Origin of the sequence: Anabaena sp. FACHB-83, assembly GCF_014697485.1 — a bacterium.
Taxonomy (GTDB): domain Bacteria; phylum Cyanobacteriota; class Cyanobacteriia; order Cyanobacteriales; family Nostocaceae; genus Nostoc_B.
This window is the reverse complement of record NZ_JACJRY010000009.1, coordinates 138,219-163,612: the sequence shown is the minus strand read 5'-3', so window position 1 is coordinate 163,612 and position 25,394 is coordinate 138,219. Positions and strand designations below refer to the sequence as shown.

Here is a 25,394-nt window from a genome sequence, read left to right as displayed (position 1 = left end):
TAGTGAGAAATAAATTCGTAGCGTGTGTTAGGCGTAAGCCGTAACGCACGGAGAAATATGGTGCGTTACAGCTAATTTACTTTCGTAAGTTCCAAAATCCTTGTATAGCTGTAACACACCCTACTGGCGTGGCAAGCCTTAAATGTTGGCAAAGTCTTCTATAGGTGCGATCGCATATTTTCCTTGTTCATCTTGAGTGACTAAACCTAATGCGATTAAATCTCGATCAATAAACAATTTCGTCGCTTTACCACCTGCGTCAATTTTATGATTAATTAACTCCATTGCATAGCAAATTGTATCGTAAACTCTTTGAGGATTCACCGCAGTTGTAATTGGTTGATATCTACTCACCGATTCACATAATCGATACACACCGCGTTCTTGAAATTGGGGATAGCCATAATAATTGACGGCGCGTGGTAAAAAATATCCAGCAGTAATTGGCTTTGTTCCTGACGGACGCACACAGGCGTAACTACAGTCACCAACTGTATCAGCCGCCATACTCCCAGGCATAAATCGCAACACATTAAAATTCAAAAAATCTGGGTTACACTTTTCAATACCAAAGCGAATCGCCTTGATATCATCTTCAAAGGTCGTTGGTTCATATCCAATAATCTCAGTTTTATGAGAATTTAATTTAGCTTTTGGTAAACCTAAAATTAAAAAATAACTACTAGGTAAACCAGCTTGATTCATTTCTTGAAAAACTCTGACAATCTTAGCTGGATAATCAAAGGCTTGTTTAATTTGACTGGCAACAGAACCGTTAAATTTATGATTAGCTAATGAAACTTCTGGTAAAGTATGCTCAACCCCGAAAAACATATATACACAATTATGTTCTACTAAATAACGCATCTGTTCATAGTTGATTTTATCGATGCGTGTATTAGAACCCCAAACAAAGCCTTCTTCTTGGAGAATTTCGGCTTCGCGTCTGGCTGCATAATCATGGACTGTAAAAGTATCAACATCTAAATAAACTGCTTCATAACCAAGCTGTTTTAATTGTTGTAATTGTCTCTTAAAAGATGTTTCACTTAACCTAATCACATTATTACTTTCACTACTTTTATTACAAAAACCACATCCCCAAGGACAGCCGCGCTGAGTAAAAAGTTGGGCGGTTTTTAATTGTCTACCGTCTGAAGCTTTAAAAATATCCATATCATGTACTTGGGGTACATGCACTAAACCAAAGTTTTGGTCAATATCATCAAAGTTATTCACTCTCGTTGCAATAGTTTGATGAAATTTTCCCTCCTGAGTTATAAAACACAACCCTGGTAATTTTGGCATCTCCTGATAAAAAGTGCCTCTAGCAACTGCATAAGCAATTTCAATAATTGATTCTTCGCCTTCACCATCACAATAGGCTGTTATCCAAGGTGTAATCCGGGCAATATCTTCAACGCTTTTAGTTGCATAGCCACCAACTAAAATTGGGACATTTTCTCTACCATATTTTTGCAGTTCGGCGAAAATTTTACTACTATGATTGTCAATTTCTGGCCATTGTGTTGTTAGACAACCAGAAAATATAATCAAATCAGCATCTCTGATGTCAGATAAAACATCATCAATAGATAAATCAAGGCGTTCTAAATCTAGTTGTAAAACCTGCCTAAATCCAGCGTTGAATAAACTCGAAGCTAAAACAGGCAAGGCTTTATTAGCACCGTTAAAGCTTCTGTGTTTGAGAAACTCTCCAATTAATACAATTTTGATAGAATTAATTAGAGTCGATATTTGTTTAGTTTTAGTTTGAGATAACACTATTACATACCTAAGTCTACAGTTTTGGTTGATGTTGACACCTGGCTATAGTAGGTTTGTTGGATATAATTTATATTCTGTTCATAGAAACCCAACAAATTTTTGAGACTGCACCTAAACTATCAGTAAAATAGGAAAATGCTCAAAAAATTCACTTAATAACTGAACAGAAAAACAGAATAATGGACTTGTATTCATATATCCTCAGAAGGATTTGAGACACAAAATTCCATCATTCATGTATTCATTTTGAAAACCCTATAGCCGGAAAGCGGAGAACTTTAATCAAATATGAATTCGATGACCTCTCCCCAACCCCTCTCCGACGCGGAGAGGGGCTAAAATTTTAAAGCCTCTCTCCTTTTAGGGGAGAGGTTTGGAGAGGGGTTTTTAAACTGGTCGAATTCACTTTAATCAACAGCACCCAAAATTTTTAAAGAAGCTTTTTCCGCATCGGTCAAGCCTGTGGTGTTGCTAATATCCATGCGTTCGTATATGCGGTCTGGTTTAAGCGATCGCACTCTACTACCAGTCTTCACATCCCACAGTTGAATTTTTTCGTCTTCACCACCACTGGCTAAGAATTTGCCATCGGGGGTAAAAGCTAAAGAACGAATTGCGGCTGTATGTCCCAATTTGAAGATATCGAAGTTCTCACCTGTACTCACTAGCCACAACATCACAGTGGTATCAGCACCAGCACTGGCTAATATCTGCCCATCGGGACTAAAGGCGACGGAGTAGACTTGTTGCTGATGTCCTGTCAAGGTTTGAATACATTGACCTGTGCTAATATTCCATAACTTCACGCTTTGGTCTTCGCTACCACTGGCTAAAAGCTGTCCATCAGGACTAAAAGCCACTGACCAAATCATGTCTTGATGTTCGGTAAATGTTTGCAGACATTCTCCATTTGCCACATCCCAAAGTTTAATTTCACTGTCTGCACTACCACTAGCCAACATCTTGCCTTGGGGATGAAAGGCTACTGTCCACACCCAATGGCTATGTTCTTTGATTCTTCTCACAGATTCACCACTAGAAATGTCCCAGATGCGAATGCTGCGGTCTTCGCTGCTGCTGGCTAGGGTTTGCCCATCAGGACTAAAAGCCACTGACCATACCCAGTTACTATGACCAATTAGGGTTTGTATACACCTGCTATGGTGAATGTCTTTAATGTCCCAGAGTTTGATGGTGTTATCTGCACTACCACTGGCGAGGATTTGCCCATTGGGATGAAAGGCGACTGAACGAATCCGCCCTTGATGTTCTCTGATAATCTGACATTCTGATGTTTGTAAGTTCCACAGACTAATATTGTGGTCATCTCTTCCACTGGCGAGAATTTGGCTATCGGGGCTAAATGCTACAGAATAGACATCACGGGTATAGCCTTGCAATATATTCAGGCAATCTCCTGTATTTACATCCCAAAGTCTAGCTGTTTGGTCGTCGCTACAACTGATTAAAGTGCGGTTATCAGGAATAAATGCGATCGCCCACACCTGACTATAATGACCTTGCAAGGTTTTCAAACATTCACCCCGGACAATATCCCAGAGTTTAATGGTTCTATCTTCACTACCACTAGCCAAAATTTGACCATCGGGACTAAACCGCACGGAATAAACTTTTTTACTATGTCCCGCCAACATTTGCCGAAATTTACCTGTATTTACATCCCACAATCTCAAGGTGAGGTCTCTACTACCACTGGCTAACATTCGCCCATCGGGACTAAAAGCGACAGAGTAGACATCACGACTATGACCTTGCAAGGTTTTTAAGCATTTCCCCGTTTTGACATCCCACAGCTTGATTTTGCTATCGGCACTACCACTAGCCAATAACAAAGTATTTTTAATAGTTGGGGATGGTTGGAAGGTGACAGACCACACCCAACCATCATGATCAGTCAGTGTTTGCAGACAAACTCTGGTCGCAATATCCCAAATTTTAATTGTTTGGTCTTCACCTGCACTGGCTAATAAAGAACCATCGGGACTAAACCCTATGGAATAAACTTTATTAGTATGTTCTTGGAATGTGTGGAGACATTCGCCTGTTTGCACATCCCAGAGTTTAACTGTGTAGTCAGCACTTCCACTGGCGAGAATTTTACTATCTGGACTAAAGGCAAAAGCCCAAACCCAGGCGCTATGACCTTTGTAAATGCGAATTTGCTTAGTATCAGCAGTCCGCCATAATCGAATTTCTCCGGTGATTAAACCTGTGGCAAAAAATTTACCATCAGGACTAAATCTCACAGAAACAATGCTAGAAAGGGTTTCTGTGAAGACCGAACCATTTAAATCAGCATTGGCAAAGCTGGTATCTTTTAAGTTGACATCTTGGAGATAAGCTTGCCAAATAGTCAAACCCGAAAAATCACGCCCACTTAAATCAATTTCAGAGTCTGGCTGGGATTTATCTATCTGGAGTTGTCGCAGCAGATTGATTAAGTTCCCAGCCGCGTAACCTTTGCTTAAGGACGAATCTTGCTGCAAAGTCCGCAGTAATTTTCGTAAATGGGCTTCGAGTGCAGTTTTTGTACCAAAAGCTTTGATTAGCTGTTGTTTGACTGGTTCTAGTATCAGCCGTTCTTGTATTTGCCGGATATAATCTAGCGATCGCGCCTGAATTAAAGGGTGGGCATTAATAAACTCCGGTTTTTTTTTTCACTCAAGTCACGAGTCACCTGTTCTATGTAGCGGGCGCTGACATATTCCATCACTACAGATTGCTGACGAAATCTGCTGGCGTTTGCTTCTTTTTCAATGAGCGATCGCCTTAATAATGATTCAATAACTTCCAGGATTTTTAACTCTGCTTCTGTGTCTCTTAAATCATTTTTCAGTTCTGCTATGGATACATATTCCCGATAAATTGCCAGCCGATACATCACTTGTTTTTCTAGTTCTGACAAGCGGTTAAATTGCTGGTCTAAAAGTGTGCGAATATCTCCATAAACAGCGTTGGCTTCTCGAATTTCTCTTAAAAATTCTGTAACATTATTGCCAAATAAGTCATAAACTGTAGTACCTACTATCTTTAAAGCTAAAGGATTCCCAGAATATCTGGTGACTAATTCTGCTAACTGCTCATCTGTAAATTCTTTACAGCCTTTATCTAGCAAAATTTCTCTAGCTTCTGCTAAATCCAAGCTAGATAACTGCAAAACTTTCACTGGCAGATTTTTGCCTTCTAAAGCTGCGACTTCTTTTGGTTTTTCTCGACTAGTGATTAATAAACAACTCTCATGTAAGGCCTCTGCTACTTTTTTAAAAAAGTAGCCATAGTTTTCATAACCCTGTTCATATTCACCAGCACATTCTTGTGTTTTGCCTTCGCCACTGCGTAGCACCGATTCGACGTTATCTAAAATGACTAAGCATCGATGTTTTCGCAAAACATCAATCAGCGCCAGGATTTTGTTATTTTCCCGAATAATTTTGTTATTTTCACTATTTTCATTAATTTTTAGGTATTCTTCCGCATCTTTAGGTAAAAATCGCAAAAGTTGGTTGAGAATTTCTTCTAGGGGTGGTGCATTGCGGAGCGATCGCCAAATCAAATATTTAAACTCTGACTTGATTTCTTGGGCAACTTTGGCGGCGATCGCCGTCTTACCAATTCCACCTATACCTAAAACCGCTACTAGCCGACACTGCACAGCCTGATCGCTACCAACTATCCATTCCTTTAAATCTGTAACATCTTCTTCTCTACCTTTAAAGCCTTCGACATCAACAGCTTCACCCCAGTCATCTTTTGATGAAGTCAGGTTTTCTGGAATACCTTGATACTGAGCATATAGCTTTTGTTTCAAATTATAAATTTTCTTATTACCACTGCCTTCTATACCTAATTTGCGGTAACTTTCTCCTAATCTTTTTCTGACTGCGGGTTGCGAAATCTTCAGCTTTTCCGCAATTTCCGCACCAGAAAAGTCGTTTAATGCTAATAATAATGCCTCTAGCTCAGTTTTCGTTACATTATGTCTAATAGCAACATTTGTAATGAAATCATCAGGAAGCAGAGGCATATCTGCTGCGCTCGTCATCTCATTTAAGCTCCACACAATATATTTAACTTATCAGTATGTGAGAACATTTTTTTATAGCACGCCTGCTAAATCGAAAAAAGACTCTACCACTACAGAATCGCTAGTAAATACACAATTGTATTACTGGTTGATAGCTATCCTATTTCAGATTTTATCAATGTCAACTATATTTTTATCCTAGAAAATAAAAATATGGCTGATTTTTTTCTCACCGAATGAGCCGTTTATAAAGATTTGTTGTATAAAAACCTACTACAAGTATAGCTTTTTATATCTACGTGAGATATATTAGATGCGAAACTTATACATAAGTTTACAGACACAAAAAAATCTTTAAGAAAAATTCTTTTTAAGAGCTTGCTTTTTTAATTGAGATGTGATTATCTTATGTACAGAGAGGTATATGTGAGATATACAGATAAGTCACAACAACTCAACAGGCAACATCAGGGGGCAACAAAAATGAACAGCTGCTCACGACTGTCAGACTTTATCAGAACTTCCAACTCTGTCAAAACTGTCTTGAAAATAGGAGAACCATCCCCAGAAACCGCTTCTATATTCAAACCTCAAGAAAGAGGTAGCCCAGAAATTGTTCTCAAGCCGAAACAATGGTGTGAAGTTGAGTTGCCACTTGTCTTTTCTCACATGAGCATTTTACTCATCGAAACCTTATCGGAAACTCAACATGGCGAGTTAATGATTACCAGTAGAAAAGCTAACCACGAGACTTTTGTCAACTTGAAGAGTCATATAAACCACCGCCACCATGTGAATCAAAAGCAACTACAAGACATCCATACACTGTACGAAGAAATCATCGAAGCATGGATAGCTTATAGGCAGTCTCACAACCAAAAATAATCCCCTCCATCGCCCCGGTTCGGATAAGAAACTTACTTGTGTAGGCAAGCAAGGGTGCAGGGGTGCAGGGGTGAAAGGGGGAACGAAGGTACGCTCTCCCCTGCACCTGAAGCTCCTCCGCCCCCCTGCTCACCTCAACAGATACATTTGTTAACCGAACCGTATTGCTTCATCGCCACAGCTATCCCAAAGTCTAGAAGACTGGCAGCTTGGCGAGGTGATCAAGACAACTAAATACTTATTTCTCTGAAGAAATTTGGCTTTCGATAAATCAGAAGTTTACAAGCCAGATATGTAATCAAAATTACGTATCTGGCTTTTTGCTTAGGTTTTTCTATCAGGAAGGAAATTCTATGAGCAATCACAAACAAGATCAAGGGTCTCTCGTTCAACTCCCATCTGAAAACAGGAATAAAACTATGAAAACTAACCATCAAGACCGCCACAATCCACTTTTAATCTTGACTGCCAGAGGATTGAAGTTTTTTCTATGGACGTTGGCTGGTTTTGCGATCGCTTTTGTAGTGTTTCATATTTTCGGTGCGATCGCCATTGCCAACAGCCTGCTATCTTTCGATGTTTTAGTTTGGTTTTTCCGGGGTGCAGCCTCGTTGTTTTGCTTATTTGCGATCGCAATGATGATTGAGTCCTGGCGTTAATTCCAATTCTGGTGCTGTTTTACATATAGCCTTTGGCTTGGTTTTCATTTAGCCAAAGGCTTCACATTACGGAGGTCATATTTATGTCCGATAACAATGGCTTCAAAGGTGATACACTCTCACCAATTTTAGTCATCTTAGTTGCAGGATCAATCTCTCTGGCAATTGTCAATAAAGAGAATCATCCGGCTTACTTTGACATCGTAAAAATTGCAATGGCTTATAGCTTTGGTTCTCACAAGTCCAAAAATAAACCAAAACAGTAAGCTTGAGGTAGGGTTTAGAAAAGGGTATTTATATTCATTGCACCAAGCGACTGAAGTCATTTGGTGCAATGAATGAATATACATACTATAGCCTTCTGGTCAATTAACGATGGGTTAGACCACCTATCAATTAGCCAACAGTCTCATTCCATTCGTCGGGGTTAGGTGCAGAATGTATCTTAAGGGAAGATTGCTCTTACTTCACTTCTGCCTGAAACACACCTACCGGACAAGCAACATTTGTCCCACCTAAACCACAATAGCCGTTGGGATTTTTGGCGAGGTATTGCTGATGATAAGCTTCAGCATAGTAAAATTCTGGTGCATCGAGAATTTCTGTGGTGATTTCGCCATAACGCGCTTTGGTTAGTTCTTGTTGATAAGCATCTCGTGATGCTTCGGCTTGCTGTTTTTGACTTGCAGAATAGACGTAAATCCCGGAACGGTATTGTGTGCCAACGTCGTTACCTTGGCGCATTCCTTGGGTGGGGTTGTGGCTTTCCCAAAAAACTTTGAGAAGTTGAGCGTAACTAATAACTTGGGGGTCAAATACAACGAAGACGACTTCATTGTGACCAGTCATACCTGTACATACTTCTTCGTAAGTGGGGTTGGGTGTAATTCCGGCTGCATAACCAACAGCAGTGGTATAAACGCCTGGTAGTTGCCAGAATTTACGTTCTGCACCCCAAAAACAGCCTAAACCAAATAATGCCGTTTCCATACCTGCGGGGAAAGGTGGTTTGAGGGGATTGTTATTTACATAGTGATGAGCAGGTACAGGCATTACCTTTGACCGTCCTGGCAAAGCTTCTTCGGCAGTGGGAAGACTTAGCTTTTTTTTACCAAATCCAAACAGTACCATAGTTTCTAACTCTAAGGTTTGCTATACATTCTCAGTGTAGTTAATATTCTAACGATTCTGGCGATCGCTACGGAGTGAGGTAAGCTATTAAGCACTTAGTTTGCAGTTTAGACCGCAGGGGAGCAGAGGGGCAGAGGAGAGAGTTTAAGTCATTTATGTACAATTTCAATAGTGCAGCTTAAATGCTGATTAGCTTACTTCACGCCGTGTGCGACTTTTTCTCAAACCTAACCCCCAACCCCTTCCCTACGAGGGAAGGGGAGCAAAACTCAAAGCCTCTCTCCGTTTCGGGGAGAGGTTTGGAGAGGGGTTATAAAAATAAGTTGCACATCCCGTTACTTTTAAATTAAAAAATATCCTATTGCTGTGTAGGCAAGAGGGTAGGTTGAGAATTATCAACTCATTGTTCTTTCACCCACAATGCTAATCCGCCTCCGCGACCACGGGCAGCGATCAAATTATCTGTGACTAAAAAGAAGGCAAAAAATGGCAATTTAGCTATGGGTTGGTTGTCAAAATCTATTGTTTGTGATTTGTTTTTACCTAGAGGTTTGTTATAGACAACACGACCAAATAAACCAATTTGGATATGAGTAAAATCAAATGCTAAAAGGTTTTTTTTGCCTAAATATTTAACTGGGCCTGTGAGTTTTAACAACGCAGACCCTAGTTTTACCTGATTGCTAATTTCACCTGTGGTTGGTGTTATTTGACTAAAGGAAATATAAGTTGGCGTAAATCTAGGCCAATAAAAACCTTTGCCTAAAATAATGCCGCCACGCTGTCTCACTTTACGTGTGCCGGTGGCAAAACAAAGTCGCCATGTTCCGACAAGAGAATCAAAATTATAGCTAAGGCGTTGCTGTTTGGCGGTTTTTTCAGCTTGTAATAAAGCATCAACCACTACTTTAGCTGATGGGCGATCGCTATTTTGACCAGCTTGTGTTAACGTGGCGACAAACTCTGATGCCGTAATTGAGGGTAATTCAGCAGTCATGAACAGTTGACTATTGTGAAGAAGACTTTGGTCTTAGTCTATCGCGCCAACTGGGTGTTGATGTTCCACCAGAACCTGAAGAACCAGAATTATTACCAGTGGAAGCAGGTTGAGAATTACGCGGTGCGGCCGAGTCTGATCCTGTTTGCCTGGAGTTGCGGCGAGAACGAGATGGTTCTGTGGCTGTGGCACTAGATTCATTTTCGCCTGTACGAGAGCGTCGCCCTCTTCTGGGTGTGTCACCGCTATCTTCTTGGGCTTGATATCGCCGCCGTCTTCTAGGTGTTTCTGAATTATCTTCTTGCTGCTGGTAACTATTTCTGCGTCGTCTGCGAGATGAACTGCTATCATCAGAGTCGCTGGAATTTACCTCCTCATTATCGTCACTGGAACTGTTGCGGAATTTTTTCGATTTAACTGGTTCGGCTTTAATTGTGCCTTTGCGACCTTCTAATTTCGGTCTTTCGGGGAATTTTTCGACTGGCATTCCCTCTGTCACTTTTTCCATAAATTCGTGCCAGGTGTAAGCTGCACTACCACTAGCGCCATAAGTAGGGCGGTTATTATCGTTACCTAGCCAAACGCCTGCCACAACTTGCGGGATGTAGCCAATAAACCACAAATCTCTAGCTTCGTCGGAAGTGCCAGTTTTCCCAGCTACAGGCCGATTATCGAGTTGGGCTGCTGCACCTGTACCTTCGACAACCACGTTACGTAACATCCAAGTCATGATGGCGGCACTATCAGCATCTAAAGCCCGTTGTGATTTAAAATCGGCTGACCAGATAACTTGACCTTGGCGGTTCAGAATGCGCCGAATACCGTGGGGTTCTACGTGTAAGCCTTGGGTGGCAAAGCTGCCGTAGGCGCTGGTTAATTCTAGAAGGTTGACTTCATTAGAACCGAGAGCGAGAGAATAATGGCGATTTAGTTTTGATTTAATGCCCATATCGTGGGCTAGTTTAATTGTTGGCTCAAATCCGACATCTAGTAAAACTTTCAATGCAACTATGTTCACGGAACGCGTGAGTGCATCTCTCATATTCATCATGCCCCGGAATTTTTCGCCATAGTTTTTGGGTTCGTAACCATCGACGACAAAGGGTGCATCTAAATAAGTATCGTAAGGGCTTTTGCCAGTCGCGATCGCCGCAGCGTAGACAAATCCCTTAAAGGTTGAGCCTGGTTGACGTTTGGCTTGGGTAACGCGATTAAATTGGTTTGTGCCAAAGTCTTTACCGCCCACCATTGCTTTAATTTCACCACTGCGGGGTTCAATGGCCACTAAAGCGGCTTGCTTAAAGTTTTCCCAGCGCCCTTGATTTTGTAATACTTTTGTAACTGCGGCTTCGGCGGCTTGTTGCCATTTCAGTTCTAAGGTGGTTTCTACTGTTAACCCTCCAGCCGCCAGCACGTCTGCGGGAACATATTTGGGTAATTCTTGCTGGACGTAACTTGTAAAATATGGTGACTCTACTTGTAACCGTTTGGGTAAGCTGGTTTTGACCACTAAGGGTTCTTGAGCAGCTGCTTGACTTTCGGCGGCGGTAATAATTCCATCTTCCCGCATCCGTTGTAATACCAGATTGCGTCTTTGTTTCGCGGCTTCTGGATTTTGGGCTGGCGAATATAAACTCGGTGCAGGGGCTAAACCAGCAATGGTGGCTGCTTCGGCTAAAGTTAGTTGGTCTACTGGTTTGCTGAAGTATACCCAAGCGGCATCAGCTACACCATAGGCACCGGAACCTAAGTAAACCAAATTCAAATAACGTTCTAAAATTTGGTCTTTAGTAAATTCTTTTTCAAGTTTCTGGGCGAGACGAACTTCTTTGAGTTTGCGCCAGATGGTTTTTTCTTGTTTTAAGAATAAAATCCGGGCTAATTGTTGGGTAATGGTGCTACCACCTTCGACGACATTTTGCGATCGCAAGTTATTTAAACCTGCTCTGGCAATCCCTTGGGGATCAATACCATTGTGTTCTGTAAATCTGCGGTCTTCTGAGGCAATAAAGGCTTTTTTTAAAGTATCAGGAATTTGTGTGATTTTAAGTTGTTCTCTGGTAGCTTCTCCTTGCTGTTGGAGAATTTCTCCATCAGCAGCTTTGATGGTTAAGGTTTGTTCCCGAACCACAGCTTGTAATTCTGATTTATCCGGCAGAGTTTTATCGATGGAGGTGACGATATATTTCGTACCAACCACGCCACTACCGACAGTGAGTACTGCCCAAAACCAGAAACGACGATAAAATGGCTTTTCCCTACTGGTGAATATCTTGACTATTCCAGAGGAAACATGAGCCACCCGGCCAAATACTTGGCTGGCTTTTCCCACCTTGGTTGGGCTTAAGCTCTCGTCGGTGGATTCTTCATTTTTATATTGATTCCCAGGCGACAATCGCGGTTCCTCCTTGTCAGAGTCACTCAAACTTTGTTGGTTGTTGCTTGAACCAGGAGGTGAGATTCCCCACGTTAGTTCCTTGCTCCAAGTAAACACAGGTTAACCGTCTAAAAGAGATTTTAGGGTTTAATTAACTGTGTTCGTGTTAGTATATTATCCTATAAATAATTAACTGAATTCATTGCTACATAAAATATTATTCTGCTGTTTAATAGTAGAATTTTGTCAAGATTCAAGCTGTAATTTTATTTAATTCTTCAAAGAAAAATTGTTAAAAGTATCCGGTCTCAACGGGGAGCAAAAAATAACAAATCATCCTGATGATAGTGGGCGAGAATTTCTTAGTAGTAAGGAAGGTGTACGGATAGCGGTAGCACTGGGAAGTAATCTAGGGGATTCTTGGCAAATATTAACAGATGTGATCGCCAAGTTAAGTGCAGTACCAAACATGCAATTAACAGCAACATCCAGTTGGTATAAAACCAAAGCAGTAGGGCCGCCGCAGCCAGATTATATTAATGGCTGTATTATCATGCAAGTAAACATCTCACCGCAGGGATTACTAGAAACCTTGTTAGCCATAGAACAGCAATTTGGAAGAGTTAGGCAAGAACGTTGGGGGCCGCGATCGCTCGATTTAGACTTGTTGTTGTATGATCAGGTAATTCTAGACACGCCAAATTTGCAAATCCCCCATCCGCGAATGCGAGAACGAGCATTTGTTTTAGTTCCCTTAGCCGAAATTGCACCGGACTGGATTGAGCCAGTTTCCGGATACACGATCAAACAGTTGGTAAAAGATGTAGACTGTTCTGATGTACATTTACTGAAGAGCAATTAAAGTCACTACCCATAAACAAGCAAAATCCTGATCCCACAAACGACAGACACAGTTTGTTCGTTGATTTTGAAAAGATAAAAACATCACTATGCCATTAGGTAGAGAATTACCACAGTTATTAAAGCAGCGCCTATTTCACAAAGGACGCAAATTTGATTTTGAAGTGAATCGTTTGCGTTTACCCAACAAATCAGAAGGAGAATGGGAGTGCATTCGTCACCCCGGCGGGGCGTTGGCTGTACCTGTCACCAATGAAGGAAAACTGGTGCTTGTGCGTCAGTATCGCTTCGCCATTCAAGGCAGAATCTTAGAATTTCCCGCAGGCACTTTAGAATATAACGAAGATCCCCAAGCAACAGTCAAGCGGGAAATTGAAGAAGAAACAGGCTATAGCGCCCAAACATGGCGCAAACTCGGTGAATTTTTCCTTGCGCCGGGATATTCCGATGAAATTATTTATGCTTTTCTCGCTCAAGATTTAGAAAAGCTAGAAAAGCCGCCAACCCAAGATGAAGATGAAGATATTGAAACAGTCCTGATGACACCAGAGGAACTGGAAGCCGCAATTTTACAAGGCGAACCAGTTGATGCAAAATCAATCGCCAGCTTTTTCTTAGCGCGTCCTTTTTTGTAGTTGTTGTTGGATAATCAAAAGCGATCGCTCGTTGATTCTACCAGACTCAGAGCGATCGCTTTTGCTTTGAAATTCATTACCATAAGTTAAGCAGAAAAGTAGGTTGGGGGAAGCGATAGCGAAACCCAACAAAGTTTGCTTGGATGGTGGGTTAGTCTTCGAGAAGCCGCGCGGAACGCATCTACGTTACTCAACTCAAGCTACGCCACAATTAGTTTTTGGTCTTAATACCCTTTTACCCTTATTTTTCTGGAGATTAACTAATTCCAAATCCACTATATTCTCTCATATATGGAGGTTGCAGTCCCAGAACAATATCGTTTTTTGCAACTCCTTTAGCTATTAATATATCAGCAATGATTGTGTCTGTTTGATTGCGTTGAATCCAAATTTTTTCTTCTCTAATTTCTAAATGAAGTACACAGTTATAAATCCGGCGATGTTCGTTCCAACCCAAATCAATTAATAAGTAACGGTCATTGACTAAATCAAAAACTGTTTCTGATTCAATTTCTCCCCCTAAAACTTTTCCGTGAGATTCTTCAGTTAATACTTGCTGAATATATTTGCGATATCTCGTTAATTTATCCATTTGATAATTACCTCATTTCTTGAGTCATAAATGATTAACTTAATTTGATATCTCCTAATAGAAGCTTGGGGCAAATCTCGATAAAAAAATGATTCATAAGCCTCAAGCGGGACAGCTAAATATAGCAGACGTTCTGGTTCAGTTTCTTCTAAAACCAGACGATAATTCAAAAATTGCCCTAAAGCTAGATGAAAATCAAAAATAGCTGAATCACTGAGAAAACTTTTAACTTCTACTGCTATTTTTTGTTCATATTTTTCTGCGGCTATAAGTTTCTCTGCTCCCAAATCGATGGAAATTTTATCCTCTTCACCAAATTCAATCCTTAATGGGTCATGAGTAATTACCCATCCCTCTTTTTCTAGTCCCTGTTTAACAGCATAATGAAATTTGTCTCTAGCAGACATTCTATTTTTTATCCCGATTTATCCAAATCCCGCGCATCCCAACAGCCTTCGCCCCTTGATAATCTTCCACAATGCTGTCGCCAATATGCCATGCTGCTGACGGCGCACAATCATGTTTTTCTAAAGCAACGGCAAAAATTTGGGGATCGGGTTTAGCTGCACATGCTTGAGTGGAAATTGTCACTGAGGTAAAGTAGTCACTAATTCCCAGACTTTGCAACACAGAATAAATTCGAGAATCAAAGTTAGAAATAATCCCTAGTTCAATTCCCAAACGTCGCCAGTTCATTAAAGATGGCACGACATCAGCATAGATAAACCAAGGTTCAGCCGTGCCGAAATGAATATAAAGTTCGCTAAAAAAAGCCGAAAAGTCAGAAAATTGCTGGAGAACACCAGCCGTCTCAAAGGTATTGAGGGCAATTACTCGCCACCAGTCAAACTCGCGTTGAGGTACATCGGCTGGTTCTGCATCTAAAAATATCGGTGGTGGTGCAGCTTTAAAACTTTGGATAAATGCTTGATTTAATCTGGGCGCAGAAACTTCCACACCAAATTCTTTGGCTATCTGACTATATACTTCGCCTACACTGCCTTTGACACCAAATATTGTGCCGACAGCATCTAGAAAAATAACTTTCGGTCGTTCCATCAAACTGTTTGTAATGAATGTATTTTGAACGTGATACTAATGTGAACCAAGACAAGGACAGATGGATTGATAGAACCCAAATACTCAAAACAATTCCCAACCCAAAATAATACGAGATTAAATTGATTGGGAAATTGTCTCTATAATAGGACGGACTAGCCAGTTAAAGCCAACTTTGAGTTGATGTTCTAAAGTCGGCATTCGATACAAATAGGCAAGACGACGCGCCACATAGCCTAAAGAACCGTCGAGTTTCACGCCTAAACCCGTGAGAGTGGCGTTATCTGTACCCAGGGCCAGCATTTCGCCAAGTTTTTGATAACGGAAGGGTAACAAAGGGCGATCGCTCAAAGAAGCCCAGATATTCCACGCGGTATAATCAGCTTGTTGAAAAGCTGCTTGGGCTGTGGCGGGAATTTGTTGATCTTCCGCATCCCGACAGTCGGCTAAATCTCCCAAGGCGAAGATTTCTGGGTGGTCAACTACTTGTAGGGTTGGTGTGGTCGTAATTTGATGACGTTGGTTTTGTTTAAAAGGTAAGTTTTTCACCACAGGCGTGACTTGTGTACCTACAGTCCAAATCACTAAATCTACAGGAATCGTATCAATCTGATTTTTATATTCCAGTGAAATGGTATCTGCACCAATTGATTCCACTTTGGTTTCTAAATCAATAAATACACCCCTGGCTTCTAAAGCTTTCTTGGCGGTTTCGCGGTTAAACTCTGGGGAGGTGCGTAAAATTTGGTCGCTGATTTCAATTAACCGCAAACGTGCTTTTTCACCCAGTCTGTCGGCTAGTTTACAAGCTAATTCCACACCACTATAACCAGCACCCACAATGGCAATGCGGATTTTATCAGTCTCGGATTCTGCTAAAATTTGCAGCCGTTGTTCTAGGCGGTAAGCATCGTTGATAGTACGGAAAGGTAAGGCGTAGGATGTAGCGCCGGGAACCATATCAAGTGGTGTTTCTCCGCCTAAAGCCAGCACTAAGCGATCATAAGGAATTTCTGGCCCGTCTTGTAATTGTACTCTTTGCTGGTCGGTGTCAATGCCTGCGACTACTGCTTGGTAAAAACGTACACCTGTACCTTGGAGAAGTTCGGCAAAGGGAGGCGCAATTTCCCAAGTTTGCAATTCGCCTGTAAGCAATTCGTAAAGTAAGGGGGAAAATAGAAAGCGATCGCTTTGGTCTACCAGTACAATTTCGGGTTTTTGCTGCGATTCCCAAGGTAACTGGCTTAAGCGCAACGCAGTGTAGAGACCACCAAAGCCTCCACCAAGGATTAAAATTCTCTGAGTTTGTTGAGTCATCATTTGTATAGGATGGTTAATCCCCGTCGGGCATCTACCTCTCAGTGTAATGATTTTAGGACTGACTCACAAAGATTTCCTTTGGAGATTGGGTGAAAAAGTGAAAGGGTGTAAGGGTTTTAGATACATACACCCCTATACCCCCATACCCCTACACCCCTTCTTCTGAGTTAATTACCACCAGAAGTCACGGATTTATTGTGTATGGCGGTATCTTCAGCTTTTCTGTGCCATTCGCCATTTTGACTTTGTTCGTATTCGTTTCGTACACTATTCCAAGCAACATCAGTAGCACCTGCTTCACTTAACCCATCATGTTGAGAGGCGTTGAAAGCAGCACAGAAAATTTGTTGAGCATGTTGAGGAAGTTTGTCTTGAATATCTTGAGGTAATTCTTCTATTTTGTTATAAGGCATAAACTAACTCCAGTATTTTGACCTGGGTTAATCCTAGAAAATCTAGCCATACAACTTCCTCTGACTTTCAGTAGAAATGGGTAATAAATATCAATAGGTCAACAGAAATATTTATTTGCCATCAACAAGCGATCGCCTGACAATTTTGCTCTACAGCATGTTTTAAGTCAGTGAGGTACACTATGAGTAATAAGTAATGAGTAGTGAGTAATACAGCGTTTTTTATCTCAATAAAGTACATTCCTCTAGCCTCTAGCCCCTATCAACTTGTACTGCAATCAACAGAAAAACGCTGTAAGTAATGAGTAATAAGTAAATTTCTGACTCATTACTCATTACTTTTTTAATCAGTTGCTGTACCTCATAAACATCAAATCTGCTGTAACTTATGGTGCTAACAATGCTGTAAGTTGTTGTTGCGCGGCGTTGATATTTCCGCGAACAATGATGAAATCTTCGTTACTGAGATTAACAAGTAAGTCTTGTTGATTGCGAATAAAGCTGACAGAAGCACCAATCTGAAAATACTGGCTAAAATCAAAGCTGTCACCAGCTTGAAAGTCCACAATCGTATCTAAATCCTGCAAGCCGTCTTGGAAAATCTCACCACCAAAGCGGAAGGTATCGGAACTACCACCACCCCGCAGGATGTCACTACCAGCGCCACCATCTAAAATATCATTGCCACCATTACCATATAAACTATCGTTACCGGCTCCACCGACAAAGATATCTCTCTGATTACCACCAATCAAGCTATCATCGCCATCACCACCATAAATAGTGCCATTAACTACACCGCCTTGACCGTTGTATGTATCGTTATTGGCACTTAGCAGAATGTCTCCATTAATTATGCCACTGTTACGGACTTTAACAGTACCTACAGCTTGACTAGCTGCGATCGCTAACTGTCCATCATCAGTTAAACCACCATCAATAACACCACTGTTAATAATTGCACCATTGAGTTGAGTATATCTTTCAATCAGGACAGCCGCCCCATTTTCCGCCGTTAAAATGCCAGAGTTTTCAATGTTGCCATTAAATATAGAAGTGTGAGAACCTGATTCTGCTACCCAATAAAGCCTAATAGCTGCGGCTTGGTTGGTTTGATTATTTGGTAAACCATCAGCAACGCCTCGACCTTGAATTACACCGCGATTAATGATGGAACCATTCACCTCAGCACCTAATTCTAAGGAAATCGCATCCCCATTTAAGCCTGCGCCAACACTAATTACGCCACTGGCGCGGTTTTCAATAAAAATATTACGCGCTGTTAAATCACCATAAATTGTGCCATTGCGCGGGTCGGCTGTAGTGGTAATTAAGCCTTGATTAATTACTCTGACTTGATTACCGCCAATATTCACCGCCCGGCTAGTACTGGTAATTATGCCAGTATTGAATAGCACACCATTAACTCGACCGCCATTGGCAAAATTCACGCCGTCGCGTCCACCGTTAATAATGCCATTATTGACAATTCTGCCAGTAACTTCACTACCATCCACTAAGAGAATACCCGTACCATTGCTAGGGTTAGTACTCTGAATTACACCGCGATTAATAATTGAACCATTGAGTTGAGTATATCTTTCAATGATTACCGCCGCCCCATTTTCCGCCGCTAAAGTGCCATAGTTTTCAATGTTGCCATTAAATATGGAAGTGTGAGAACCCGATTCGGGAACCCAATACAGCCTAATGGCTGCGGCTTGGTTGGTTTGGTTATTCGGTGCGCCATCCGGTAAACCACGACCTTGAATTAAGCCGCGATTAATAATCGAACCATTCACCTCTGCACCCAATTCTAAGGAAATTGCATCACCATTTAAACCTGCGCCAACTTCAATTACCCCATTAGCGCGGTTATCAATCAAGACATTACTAGCGGTGAAGTCACCATAAATTGTGCCATTACGGGGATCAGCAGTGGTGGTTATTAGTCCACTATTAGTCAAAATACCGCCACTACTACCAATATTGATGGCGCGACTAGCACTGGTAATTAACCCAGTATTATTAATTCGTGCTGAAGCTACACTGGCATTAATAATGTTAATGCCATTAAAAGCGCCATTAATCGTACCGCTATTATTGATGGTGCTGGCAATTCCGGCGACTTGAATTGCTGTATTGGTGCTGCGAATTAGTCCACTACCAGTAACATTGATTTGATTGAGGGTGTTTTGTGTAAGTACCCCTGGTTGAGTTCCCGCAGTAACTAACTCACCTGCAACTCTTAAAGACTCGCCAAAATCATCCAGGATTACGCCTTCTGTAACGACTGTTCCACCAGGAATATTAATCGTTGACATGAGATATTGCTCCCAATTTTTGAGTTTTAGTTGAGAAATCGGATTATGATCATTAGCTGTGTCTTCAAGTTTTGCTCTACTTTTTGAGAGAGCATTTTGCGTAGACGCAGATTTTTTTAGTTGAAAATATTGATGCCACTCAGGCTTAAGATATAGCCTGTCATTATGTCAGAACAGACTAATGAATGTATAAACTAAGACAGAACAGACGCAATATCGGCAGCAAATAAGTGGTTGCTAATCAACCACTCAATTACTCTACAGTGAAGCTTTCTTTATCTGCAAAATATTTAGATTTTCTTGGGAAATGCAGCAAATACAAATCACAAATAAAATGTCAAGGAAATATACTACCAAGTCACATAATCGCGCCATTTATCCAGCATCTTGGCACTGATACCAGGAATTTGCTCTAAATCTTGGAGGGAGGTAAATTTTTGTTGTTGACGCGCAATAATTATCTTTTGAGCTAACTTTTTACCCACACCAGGAAGAGTGGTTAATTCTTCCAGACTGGCTGTGTTGAGATTGATTTTTTGGGTGATGAGATTTTGGCTGGAAGTTGGTGCAGATATTGTCGGACATTTTTTGGTTTCTGCTTGCATTTTTGCTTGAATTTCTGATGGTAAACCAAGTTGTGCTTTGGCATAAAGACGGGCAAATTCTCGCACATAATGAGCCGCCACTGTAGGATTTTCAATCACCATCAGAGTTTCATCGTTGCCATTGTTAGCTGCATCTGACCAATTATGTGAACCTGTAATGATTATTCTATTATCAATAATTGAGAATTTATGATGGAGTAAATCACCTTTGGCTAATACAGGTACACCCACACTAGTAATTGGCTTTGACCAAGGTTTATTGTCATTTTCATACTTACATTTATTACTCAAAGCTACTCCCATCATATCTAAGGCTTCGCTGTAGAAACGATAAGCAAACTTAGCATCAATTAAAGCCTGAATATTTATACTTTGTTGATGACGCTGTTCTAAAATATTGGCAAGTTGCTGTTCAGAAAAGACAAATAATGCTAAATCAATTGATTTAGTAGCAGTGTTTAACTTTTCGCCAATTAACCCATTACTAGTTTGACTCCAAGGTTGAGTAGGAGAAGCCGGAGAAAATTGGATTGTAATTTTGCTATCACCGATGGTAATTTGTTGGGGAGGACGCAGTGGTTTTTTAATGCCAAATTTGCTGTCTGGTTTACCTCCAGGGCCATCACCCCACATAATATTAAACTCTTTGGTAAACACAGTTGCTAATTCGGGACTATCAATTTTGAGTAAATTATTGGCATTACCTACACTAACAGGATTGCTAAAATCGCCAAAAGTGTCGCTAGGGGTGAAGTTAGCCGAAGTTACAACTACAATGCGATTATCCACAATCAAAAATTTGTGGTGCATTAAATTACTACCTGCGGAACCGTCAGCTTGGTCATCGATTACAGGAGTTTTGGCATTTTGTAAAATTACTAATGCGTCTCTTTGATTAATTTCTTCCTGGCTGAGTTGATTATCGTGATTTAAGTCAATAAATTGATAAAAATCTTTGTATCTTTCTTGTTCTCTAGTTGTTAGTTTTTTAACTTCTGCTGCTGTAAAGCTACTCCAAGGACGACTATAAGTATTTTCTAAAATTACTCTCACTTTTACCCCGGCTTTTTGTCTGTCTACTAATGCTTGGGCGACTTTGGGTAAGCGTAATTCTTGGACTGCTACATCTATTGTAGATTTTGCTTGAGAAATAGTATCAACAATGATTTTTTCTAAGTCATCACCTCGTCGGGTTTGCTGACGGTAAGATTCACGATATTCTGAAGATTCAGACTGATTTAAATAGACTTGAATCAATGAATCTTGTGGTAAAGGTGATAAACGCTGATGGGATGATTTAACTTGTTGACAAGCTGTGGTCACAAATATTAAGGCAAATAGCCCAAAATACCCTGATCTACGAAAAATTGGCACGGTAATCTGCTAAAAGTAAATTGGTAGCGAACATAGTTATTGTTCCCAAAATGCAGTACGCCAATTTAAAGAGGTAAACAGCTTGATCGGCAGTTAAAAAATCTTCCTATTGATGCAGATTAATTCACATTTTCTCAAGATTTAACCAGACAGCTTTGTATGGTGAAAATAGTGAGTAGCCCATTGCCCATGTCTTTCCGCCCTAATGTTGTGATATGCAAATATATTTAGATTACAGTGCTACTACTCCAACTCGCTCAGAAGCGATCGCAGCGATGCAAGCAATTCTCACTCAACAGTGGGGTAATCCTTCTAGCTTGCATGAGTGGGGACAAAGGGCTGCAACTGTTCTGGAACAAGCCAGAGTTCAAGTTGCAGACTTAATTAACGCTATTGATCCTGAATCAATTATTTTTACGGGTGGCGGTACAGAATCTGATAATTTGGCAATTATTGGTGTGGCAAGGTTGTATGCTGTACCGCAACATATCATTATTTCTAGTGTGGAACATTCCGCCATTTCCGAAACGGTGCGAATGCTAGAAATGTGGGGTTGGGAAATTACACGCTTGGGAGTGGATAACCTAGGAAGAGTTAACCCGTTAGATTTACAAGCTGCATTGCGACATAACACTGTTTTGGTGTCAATCATTTACGGACAAAGTGAAGTCGGGACAATTCAACCAATTAGCGAGTTGGGCAGAATTGCGCGATCGCATGGTGCAATTTTCCACACTGATGCAGTGCAAGTTGCGGGACGTTTACCCCTGGATGTGCAGACATTACCAGTTGATTTACTCAGCATTTCTAGCCATAAAATCTACGGGCCGCAAGGTGTCGGGGCGTTGTATATTCGTCCTGATGTCAAAATTATGCCTCTGTTAACTGGTGGTGGGCAAGAAATGGGGATGCGTTCGGGGACGCAAGCTGTCCCGATGATTGCTGGGTTTGGTGTCGCTGCTGAATTAGCCGCCAAAGAACTACCAACCGAAACACCAAGGCTAATTGATTTGCGCGATCGCTTATTTGCTTTGTTAGCAGATGTCCCTGGTTTAATTCCCACAGGCGATCGCATCCATCGTTTACCCCATCATGCAAGTTTCTGTCTGGAATACGCCGACGGTGAAAAACTGAGCGGTAAAACCTTGGTGCGACAATTAAATTTAGCGGGTATTGGCATTAGTGCGGGTGCTGCTTGTCATAGCGGTAAACTCAGCCCCAGCCCGATATTATTAGCTATGGGTTATTCCCAAAAAGCAGCCCTGGGAGGTATTCGCATTACATTAGGACGAGATACCACGGAAGCAGATATTGATTGGACGGCGATGGTATTGAAACAGGTTTTACAACGAATCACCGCAGATTTTACATTAGCCACACGTTGATATTAACTAAGCTTCCGGTTCAACGCCGAGCGATATACTTGCTTTGTGGGGTATTCAGCCAGTTAATTGCATTAAAAAACTGATGGGGCAGTTGTTGAAATAGTTTTTCTCAACTCCTGTAACAATGATTCCAGAAACATCATGTCATTGGTGATGTCTGAAATCTCATCATCACTTAAATTGTCTGCCTCTAATTGCTTTTGATAAGCATCAATCCTGTATTCTATTGCCTCAACAATAAACCGAGTTGCTTTAGGAGAAAAATTCACGTTCAAATACTCCCTTAATTAACTTTGTAAAATGCCTCACCCACTAACCGCAATGCTGTTTTGTAGTCTTCCATTCGCATAGTATAGCTTGGTTCCCATAGCCAGTGATTGCCGTAATCATTCACCAAGCGGAGTTCATTAGGAATATCATTTCCTTTTTCCAACTTCCACCAATTCTTGCCAATTCCCTGAACAGCAAACGTTGAAATTCCGCCAGAACCTGCAACAACCAAAATATCACCATCTTCTTCGTAAGTTTCAATGTCTTGTGAACGAATGTTATCCATCCTGGAGGAAGTTGCATTTCCCATACGATACAAATCAACTGGAGTTTTTCTCATACCAGTCAGCCCAATAACTAAACTTCTGGTTCAACGCCGAGCGATCGCAATTGAGCAATTAAGCGTTCATTTCTTTGGCGTTCTTGTTCGGCGCGTTCGTCACCAGTCAACAATAAATTACCTTGCAAGTCCCACCAGCGTAGCCAAGGTAATGCCATATTTTGGTATTCTCCCTGCCAGATACCTAATTCCACACCTAAAGGATGTATGGGATAATGCCCACGTTCGTTAGCTGGTAACAGTTGATACTGTCCTTCAATTAAGTGATAAACTTCCACACTAGCTTTACTTACTTCATAAATGCCGTAAAAAGCTGGATGAATTACTTGTTCATAAATCCAAAATTTTCCCTTCAAGGGTGTTTTATCTCGCTCCTCTCTCCCTTCACCAGAAGCAAATTCTAAAGCAATTAATGGGGAAATATACTCACGCCACAACACGTAAGAACGTCGTGTTTGTCCCTCAAATGAAGGCGGTACATTTCCTACATAAAACCAATCTGGTGCTTCTGCGCCTTTCTCTGGAGGATCAGTTAAGCGCCAATAAATACCTAAATCTTGACCAATACAATAATGACCGTCAGGATGTAATTTTTTGAGTACTGGTGTAATTGAGTCAGTCAATAAAATACTTTGGGGATGTTCTTGCCAATTCTTCACGAAACTTCCGTCTGATTCTGGTAGCTGCGTATGGTCTGGGAAAGGAGTAAGTTCTTCAGTAGCTCGATTGATTGCAGAGGTCATAAAACACCTTTGCAGGGATAAGGGTTGTTTTTTAGTTTAGCAACTAACGGCGAAACATTTGGTCATCAGGTATCACGTTGCACTGCTACGCTAAACTGATAGCAATGAGATAGTTGTAGTCATGTCTGTTGCCCAAGATTTAGAAACTCCAGAAGATGTTATATTTCCCCCAGGGGATTTATATAGTGACGAACCGCCTTTGGAAAGTGACTTACATCGGCTACAAATGACGCTGCTAATTCAGTGTCTAGAATTGTGGTGGAGCAACCGCAATGATTTTTATGTTTCTGGAAATATCACCATTTACTACAGTCCGCGCCAACGCAAGTCAGAATATTTTCGCGGCCCTGATTTTTTTGTAGTATTGGGAACAGAACGCCAACCTCGTAAAAGCTGGGTAGTTTGGCAAGAAGACGGTAAATATCCCAACGTGATTATTGAACTGCTCTCAGATTCTACCGCCGCCACAGACAGAGGCTTAAAAAAAGAAATTTATCAAAACACCTTTCGCACGCCGGAATACTTTTGGTTTGACCCCAATAATTTAGAATTTGCTGGGTTTGTTTTGGTAGCTGGTAAGTATCAACCATTAGAACCAAATGCTCAAGGTTGGTTATGGAGTCAGCAGCTAGAGTTGTATTTAGGAATTGCTCAAAATAAATTACGCTTTTTTACGGCTGAAGGTGAATTAGTCCCCACACCAGAAGAAATCGCATATCAACAAAAGCAACGCGCCGAACAAGAAAAACAACGTAGCGATCGCTTGGCCGCAAAACTGCAAGAATTAGGTATTGACCCCGATTCTATATAGTGGATTCTACTTATGGTTCAATTTCAGAAATCCTATAGATACGTAGTTTTTATCTAAGTTGAAATATTTTCCACCCACAAAAGATGATTAACGTAAACAGTGTTTTGCAGCGCGTTGTAAAATTTCTCATCTGCTGTCACCATCTCGCATTTTTGCGAAATTGCTAGAGCTAGATATAAACTATCATATACTGCGCGATCGCTTTGCATGGCAATATCTAAAGCAAGTGGCATTAATGGCTGAGATAAATAAATTTCTATAGGAACTGCATTTAAATCTGTCAAAGTTTGCCTTGCATTCTCAGCAGTATCTTCACCACGACGTACTCTTTTCCACATAACATTTGCTATTTCTGCAAAGAAAAAATCTGGAACCAAAAAAGTATGATTACTTGCTAGTAAACGTCTGGCGACCTCAGAGTAAATTTCTGGCACAAACCATTTTATAGCAATGCTGGCATCTAAAACATATCGGCTCACCGTTCTCTATCCTCACGGATAAGTTCAGCACTGTCACTGAAAAATTTATTTGCATATCTTACCTGAGCGCGTGTTACTGCATCTCTAACTTGTTGCATATCGCCCCCAGTGTGGTAATTTGTTACTGTTTCTGCGGCTTGTTGAAGAATATGTATTAATTCTTCTTGCAAAGACCTACCATGCTGTTTAGCAAGATTTTCTAGTTTTTCTAGAATTACTGGATCTAAATTTTCAACTAGGATTTGAGCCATACCGAACCTCCGGTAATTCAAAGATTGAAAAGTCAAAAATAAATTGTGGA

The 25,394-nt window shown here is 40.9% G+C and carries 26 protein-coding genes; 7 read left to right on the top strand and 19 right to left on the bottom strand.

Annotated features, from left to right (window positions below; all coding sequences use genetic code 11):
* Positions 1–138 precede the first annotated feature (138 nt).
* From H6G79_RS37645 to H6G79_RS36740, 3 genes are all read right to left on the bottom strand, one after another.
* Complete coding sequence (locus H6G79_RS37645) at positions 139–1,785, bottom strand: radical SAM protein (protein WP_313933912.1); 1,647 nt, start codon at positions 1,783–1,785, stop codon at positions 139–141.
* 410 nt (positions 1,786–2,195) lie between these two features.
* Positions 2,196–4,295 carry a WD40 repeat domain-containing protein gene (locus tag H6G79_RS36745; RefSeq protein WP_242048344.1) on the bottom strand — a complete coding sequence of 700 codons (2,100 nt, stop codon included), beginning with the start codon at positions 4,293–4,295 and terminating at the stop codon, positions 2,196–2,198.
* Positions 4,296–4,429: 134 nt separating this feature from the next.
* Positions 4,430–5,851: an NB-ARC domain-containing protein gene (locus H6G79_RS36740; protein WP_242048342.1), complete on the bottom strand. Its 1,422-nt coding sequence runs from the start codon at positions 5,849–5,851 to the stop codon at positions 4,430–4,432.
* 465 nt (positions 5,852–6,316) lie between these two features.
* On the opposite strand from H6G79_RS36740, the gene H6G79_RS13760 reads away from it, so the two are divergent.
* From H6G79_RS13760 to H6G79_RS13750, 3 genes are all read left to right on the top strand, one after another.
* The gene (locus tag H6G79_RS13760) at positions 6,317–6,718 is read left to right on the top strand and encodes a hypothetical protein (RefSeq protein WP_190589456.1); all 402 of its coding nucleotides are present in this window, start codon (positions 6,317–6,319) and stop codon (positions 6,716–6,718) included.
* A gap of 419 nt (positions 6,719–7,137) precedes the next feature.
* Entirely contained in the window at positions 7,138–7,377 is a 240-nt protein-coding gene (locus tag H6G79_RS13755; protein ID WP_242048338.1) for a hypothetical protein, read from the top strand.
* A gap of 83 nt (positions 7,378–7,460) precedes the next feature.
* Entirely contained in the window at positions 7,461–7,643 is a 183-nt protein-coding gene (locus H6G79_RS13750; RefSeq protein WP_190589454.1) for a hypothetical protein, read from the top strand.
* Between the two features lie 196 nt (positions 7,644–7,839).
* Here the strand turns inward: H6G79_RS13750 and msrA are convergent, their stop codons facing one another.
* The 3 genes from msrA to H6G79_RS13735 all read right to left on the bottom strand — a co-directional run bounded on the left by msrA (position 7,840) and on the right by H6G79_RS13735 (position 11,900).
* Positions 7,840–8,508: a peptide-methionine (S)-S-oxide reductase MsrA gene (gene msrA / locus H6G79_RS13745; RefSeq protein ID WP_190589453.1), complete on the bottom strand. Its 669-nt coding sequence runs from the start codon at positions 8,506–8,508 to the stop codon at positions 7,840–7,842.
* 400 nt (positions 8,509–8,908) lie between these two features.
* Positions 8,909–9,505 carry a hypothetical protein gene (locus H6G79_RS13740; RefSeq protein ID WP_190589452.1) on the bottom strand — a complete coding sequence of 199 codons (597 nt, stop codon included), beginning with the start codon at positions 9,503–9,505 and terminating at the stop codon, positions 8,909–8,911.
* Positions 9,506–9,515: 10 nt separating this feature from the next.
* A complete protein-coding gene (locus H6G79_RS13735; protein ID WP_190589518.1) occupies positions 9,516–11,900 on the bottom strand; it encodes a transglycosylase domain-containing protein in 2,385 nt (794 codons plus the stop codon).
* A gap of 367 nt (positions 11,901–12,267) precedes the next feature.
* Between H6G79_RS13735 and folK the strand changes: the two genes are divergently transcribed.
* Both folK and H6G79_RS13725 read left to right on the top strand, forming a co-directional pair.
* Positions 12,268–12,744, top strand: coding sequence for a 2-amino-4-hydroxy-6-hydroxymethyldihydropteridine diphosphokinase (gene folK / locus H6G79_RS13730; protein WP_313933913.1), 477 nt, complete (start codon positions 12,268–12,270; stop codon positions 12,742–12,744).
* Positions 12,745–12,832: 88 nt separating this feature from the next.
* A complete protein-coding gene (locus H6G79_RS13725; RefSeq protein ID WP_190589450.1) occupies positions 12,833–13,378 on the top strand; it encodes an NUDIX hydrolase in 546 nt (181 codons plus the stop codon).
* On the opposite strand, the gene H6G79_RS13720 is transcribed toward H6G79_RS13725, so the two are convergent.
* The 8 genes from H6G79_RS13720 to H6G79_RS13685 all read right to left on the bottom strand — a co-directional run bounded on the left by H6G79_RS13720 (position 13,358) and on the right by H6G79_RS13685 (position 21,065).
* Entirely contained in the window at positions 13,358–13,510 is a 153-nt protein-coding gene (locus H6G79_RS13720) for a hypothetical protein (RefSeq protein ID WP_190589449.1), read from the bottom strand. The genes H6G79_RS13725 and H6G79_RS13720 overlap by 21 nt on opposite strands.
* Positions 13,511–13,634: 124 nt before the next feature.
* On the bottom strand, positions 13,635–13,970 hold the full coding sequence (locus tag H6G79_RS13715; protein WP_190589448.1) for a XisI protein: 336 nt from the start codon (positions 13,968–13,970) through the stop codon (positions 13,635–13,637).
* A complete protein-coding gene (locus H6G79_RS13710; protein ID WP_190589447.1) occupies positions 13,958–14,377 on the bottom strand; it encodes a XisH family protein in 420 nt (139 codons plus the stop codon). Before H6G79_RS13710 ends, H6G79_RS13715 begins: the two co-directional genes overlap by 13 nt.
* A gap of 1 nt (position 14,378) precedes the next feature.
* Positions 14,379–15,029 (bottom strand): HAD family hydrolase, encoded by a 651-nt coding sequence (locus H6G79_RS13705; protein WP_190589446.1) that lies wholly within the window; start codon positions 15,027–15,029, stop codon positions 14,379–14,381.
* A gap of 117 nt (positions 15,030–15,146) precedes the next feature.
* The gene (locus tag H6G79_RS13700; protein ID WP_190589517.1) at positions 15,147–16,346 is read right to left on the bottom strand and encodes an NAD(P)/FAD-dependent oxidoreductase; all 1,200 of its coding nucleotides are present in this window, start codon (positions 16,344–16,346) and stop codon (positions 15,147–15,149) included.
* Positions 16,347–16,516: 170 nt separating this feature from the next.
* On the bottom strand, positions 16,517–16,762 hold the full coding sequence (locus tag H6G79_RS13695; RefSeq protein WP_190589445.1) for a ChaB family protein: 246 nt from the start codon (positions 16,760–16,762) through the stop codon (positions 16,517–16,519).
* Positions 16,763–17,148: 386 nt separating this feature from the next.
* Complete coding sequence (locus H6G79_RS13690) at positions 17,149–19,086, bottom strand: hypothetical protein (protein WP_190589444.1); 1,938 nt, start codon at positions 19,084–19,086, stop codon at positions 17,149–17,151.
* A 350-nt stretch (positions 19,087–19,436) separates the two neighbouring features.
* Complete coding sequence (locus tag H6G79_RS13685) at positions 19,437–21,065, bottom strand: DUF655 domain-containing protein (protein WP_190589443.1); 1,629 nt, start codon at positions 21,063–21,065, stop codon at positions 19,437–19,439.
* Between the two features lie 215 nt (positions 21,066–21,280).
* On the opposite strand from H6G79_RS13685, the gene H6G79_RS13680 reads away from it, so the two are divergent.
* A complete protein-coding gene (locus tag H6G79_RS13680) occupies positions 21,281–22,450 on the top strand; it encodes a cysteine desulfurase family protein (RefSeq protein WP_190589442.1) in 1,170 nt (389 codons plus the stop codon).
* A 71-nt stretch (positions 22,451–22,521) separates the two neighbouring features.
* Here the strand turns inward: H6G79_RS13680 and H6G79_RS13675 are convergent, their stop codons facing one another.
* From H6G79_RS13675 to H6G79_RS13665, 3 genes are read right to left on the bottom strand one after another with little or no spacing between them, the layout of a single operon-like run.
* Positions 22,522–22,719 carry a hypothetical protein gene (locus H6G79_RS13675; RefSeq protein WP_190589441.1) on the bottom strand — a complete coding sequence of 66 codons (198 nt, stop codon included), beginning with the start codon at positions 22,717–22,719 and terminating at the stop codon, positions 22,522–22,524.
* Between the two features lie 14 nt (positions 22,720–22,733).
* Positions 22,734–23,060 (bottom strand): hypothetical protein, encoded by a 327-nt coding sequence (locus H6G79_RS13670; RefSeq protein ID WP_190589440.1) that lies wholly within the window; start codon positions 23,058–23,060, stop codon positions 22,734–22,736.
* A gap of 17 nt (positions 23,061–23,077) precedes the next feature.
* Positions 23,078–23,803, bottom strand: a complete 726-nt coding sequence (locus H6G79_RS13665) for a Uma2 family endonuclease (protein WP_190589439.1) — start codon at positions 23,801–23,803, stop codon at positions 23,078–23,080.
* A gap of 121 nt (positions 23,804–23,924) precedes the next feature.
* Between H6G79_RS13665 and H6G79_RS13660 the strand changes: the two genes are divergently transcribed.
* Positions 23,925–24,614 carry a Uma2 family endonuclease gene (locus H6G79_RS13660; protein WP_190589438.1) on the top strand — a complete coding sequence of 230 codons (690 nt, stop codon included), beginning with the start codon at positions 23,925–23,927 and terminating at the stop codon, positions 24,612–24,614.
* A 53-nt stretch (positions 24,615–24,667) separates the two neighbouring features.
* On the opposite strand, the gene H6G79_RS13655 is transcribed toward H6G79_RS13660, so the two are convergent.
* Both H6G79_RS13655 and H6G79_RS13650 read right to left on the bottom strand, forming a co-directional pair.
* On the bottom strand, positions 24,668–25,093 hold the full coding sequence (locus H6G79_RS13655) for a PIN domain-containing protein (RefSeq protein WP_190589437.1): 426 nt from the start codon (positions 25,091–25,093) through the stop codon (positions 24,668–24,670).
* The gene (locus H6G79_RS13650) at positions 25,090–25,344 is read right to left on the bottom strand and encodes a FitA-like ribbon-helix-helix domain-containing protein (RefSeq protein WP_190589436.1); all 255 of its coding nucleotides are present in this window, start codon (positions 25,342–25,344) and stop codon (positions 25,090–25,092) included. Before H6G79_RS13650 ends, H6G79_RS13655 begins: the two co-directional genes overlap by 4 nt.
* Positions 25,345–25,394: the final 50 nt, after the last annotated feature.

Coding starts and splice junctions, on each gene's coding strand:
- H6G79_RS36740 (WP_242048342.1), bottom strand. CDS start 5,851: ATGACGAGCGCAGCAGATATGCCTCTGCTTCCTGATGATTTCATTACA.
- H6G79_RS13760 (WP_190589456.1), top strand. CDS start 6,317: ATGAACAGCTGCTCACGACTGTCAGACTTTATCAGAACTTCCAACTCT.
- H6G79_RS13755 (WP_242048338.1), top strand. CDS start 7,138: ATGAAAACTAACCATCAAGACCGCCACAATCCACTTTTAATCTTGACT.
- H6G79_RS13750 (WP_190589454.1), top strand. CDS start 7,461: ATGTCCGATAACAATGGCTTCAAAGGTGATACACTCTCACCAATTTTA.
- msrA (WP_190589453.1), bottom strand. CDS start 8,508: ATGGTACTGTTTGGATTTGGTAAAAAAAAGCTAAGTCTTCCCACTGCC.
- H6G79_RS13740 (WP_190589452.1), bottom strand. CDS start 9,505: ATGACTGCTGAATTACCCTCAATTACGGCATCAGAGTTTGTCGCCACG.
- H6G79_RS13725 (WP_190589450.1), top strand. CDS start 12,833: ATGCCATTAGGTAGAGAATTACCACAGTTATTAAAGCAGCGCCTATTT.
- H6G79_RS13715 (WP_190589448.1), bottom strand. CDS start 13,970: ATGGATAAATTAACGAGATATCGCAAATATATTCAGCAAGTATTAACT.
- H6G79_RS13710 (WP_190589447.1), bottom strand. CDS start 14,377: ATGTCTGCTAGAGACAAATTTCATTATGCTGTTAAACAGGGACTAGAA.
- H6G79_RS13705 (WP_190589446.1), bottom strand. CDS start 15,029: ATGGAACGACCGAAAGTTATTTTTCTAGATGCTGTCGGCACAATATTT.
- H6G79_RS13700 (WP_190589517.1), bottom strand. CDS start 16,346: ATGACTCAACAAACTCAGAGAATTTTAATCCTTGGTGGAGGCTTTGGT.
- H6G79_RS13695 (WP_190589445.1), bottom strand. CDS start 16,762: ATGCCTTATAACAAAATAGAAGAATTACCTCAAGATATTCAAGACAAA.
- H6G79_RS13690 (WP_190589444.1), bottom strand. CDS start 19,086: ATGTCAACGATTAATATTCCTGGTGGAACAGTCGTTACAGAAGGCGTA.
- H6G79_RS13680 (WP_190589442.1), top strand. CDS start 21,281: ATGCAAATATATTTAGATTACAGTGCTACTACTCCAACTCGCTCAGAA.
- H6G79_RS13670 (WP_190589440.1), bottom strand. CDS start 23,060: ATGAGAAAAACTCCAGTTGATTTGTATCGTATGGGAAATGCAACTTCC.
- H6G79_RS13665 (WP_190589439.1), bottom strand. CDS start 23,803: ATGACCTCTGCAATCAATCGAGCTACTGAAGAACTTACTCCTTTCCCA.
- H6G79_RS13660 (WP_190589438.1), top strand. CDS start 23,925: ATGTCTGTTGCCCAAGATTTAGAAACTCCAGAAGATGTTATATTTCCC.
- H6G79_RS13650 (WP_190589436.1), bottom strand. CDS start 25,344: ATGGCTCAAATCCTAGTTGAAAATTTAGATCCAGTAATTCTAGAAAAA.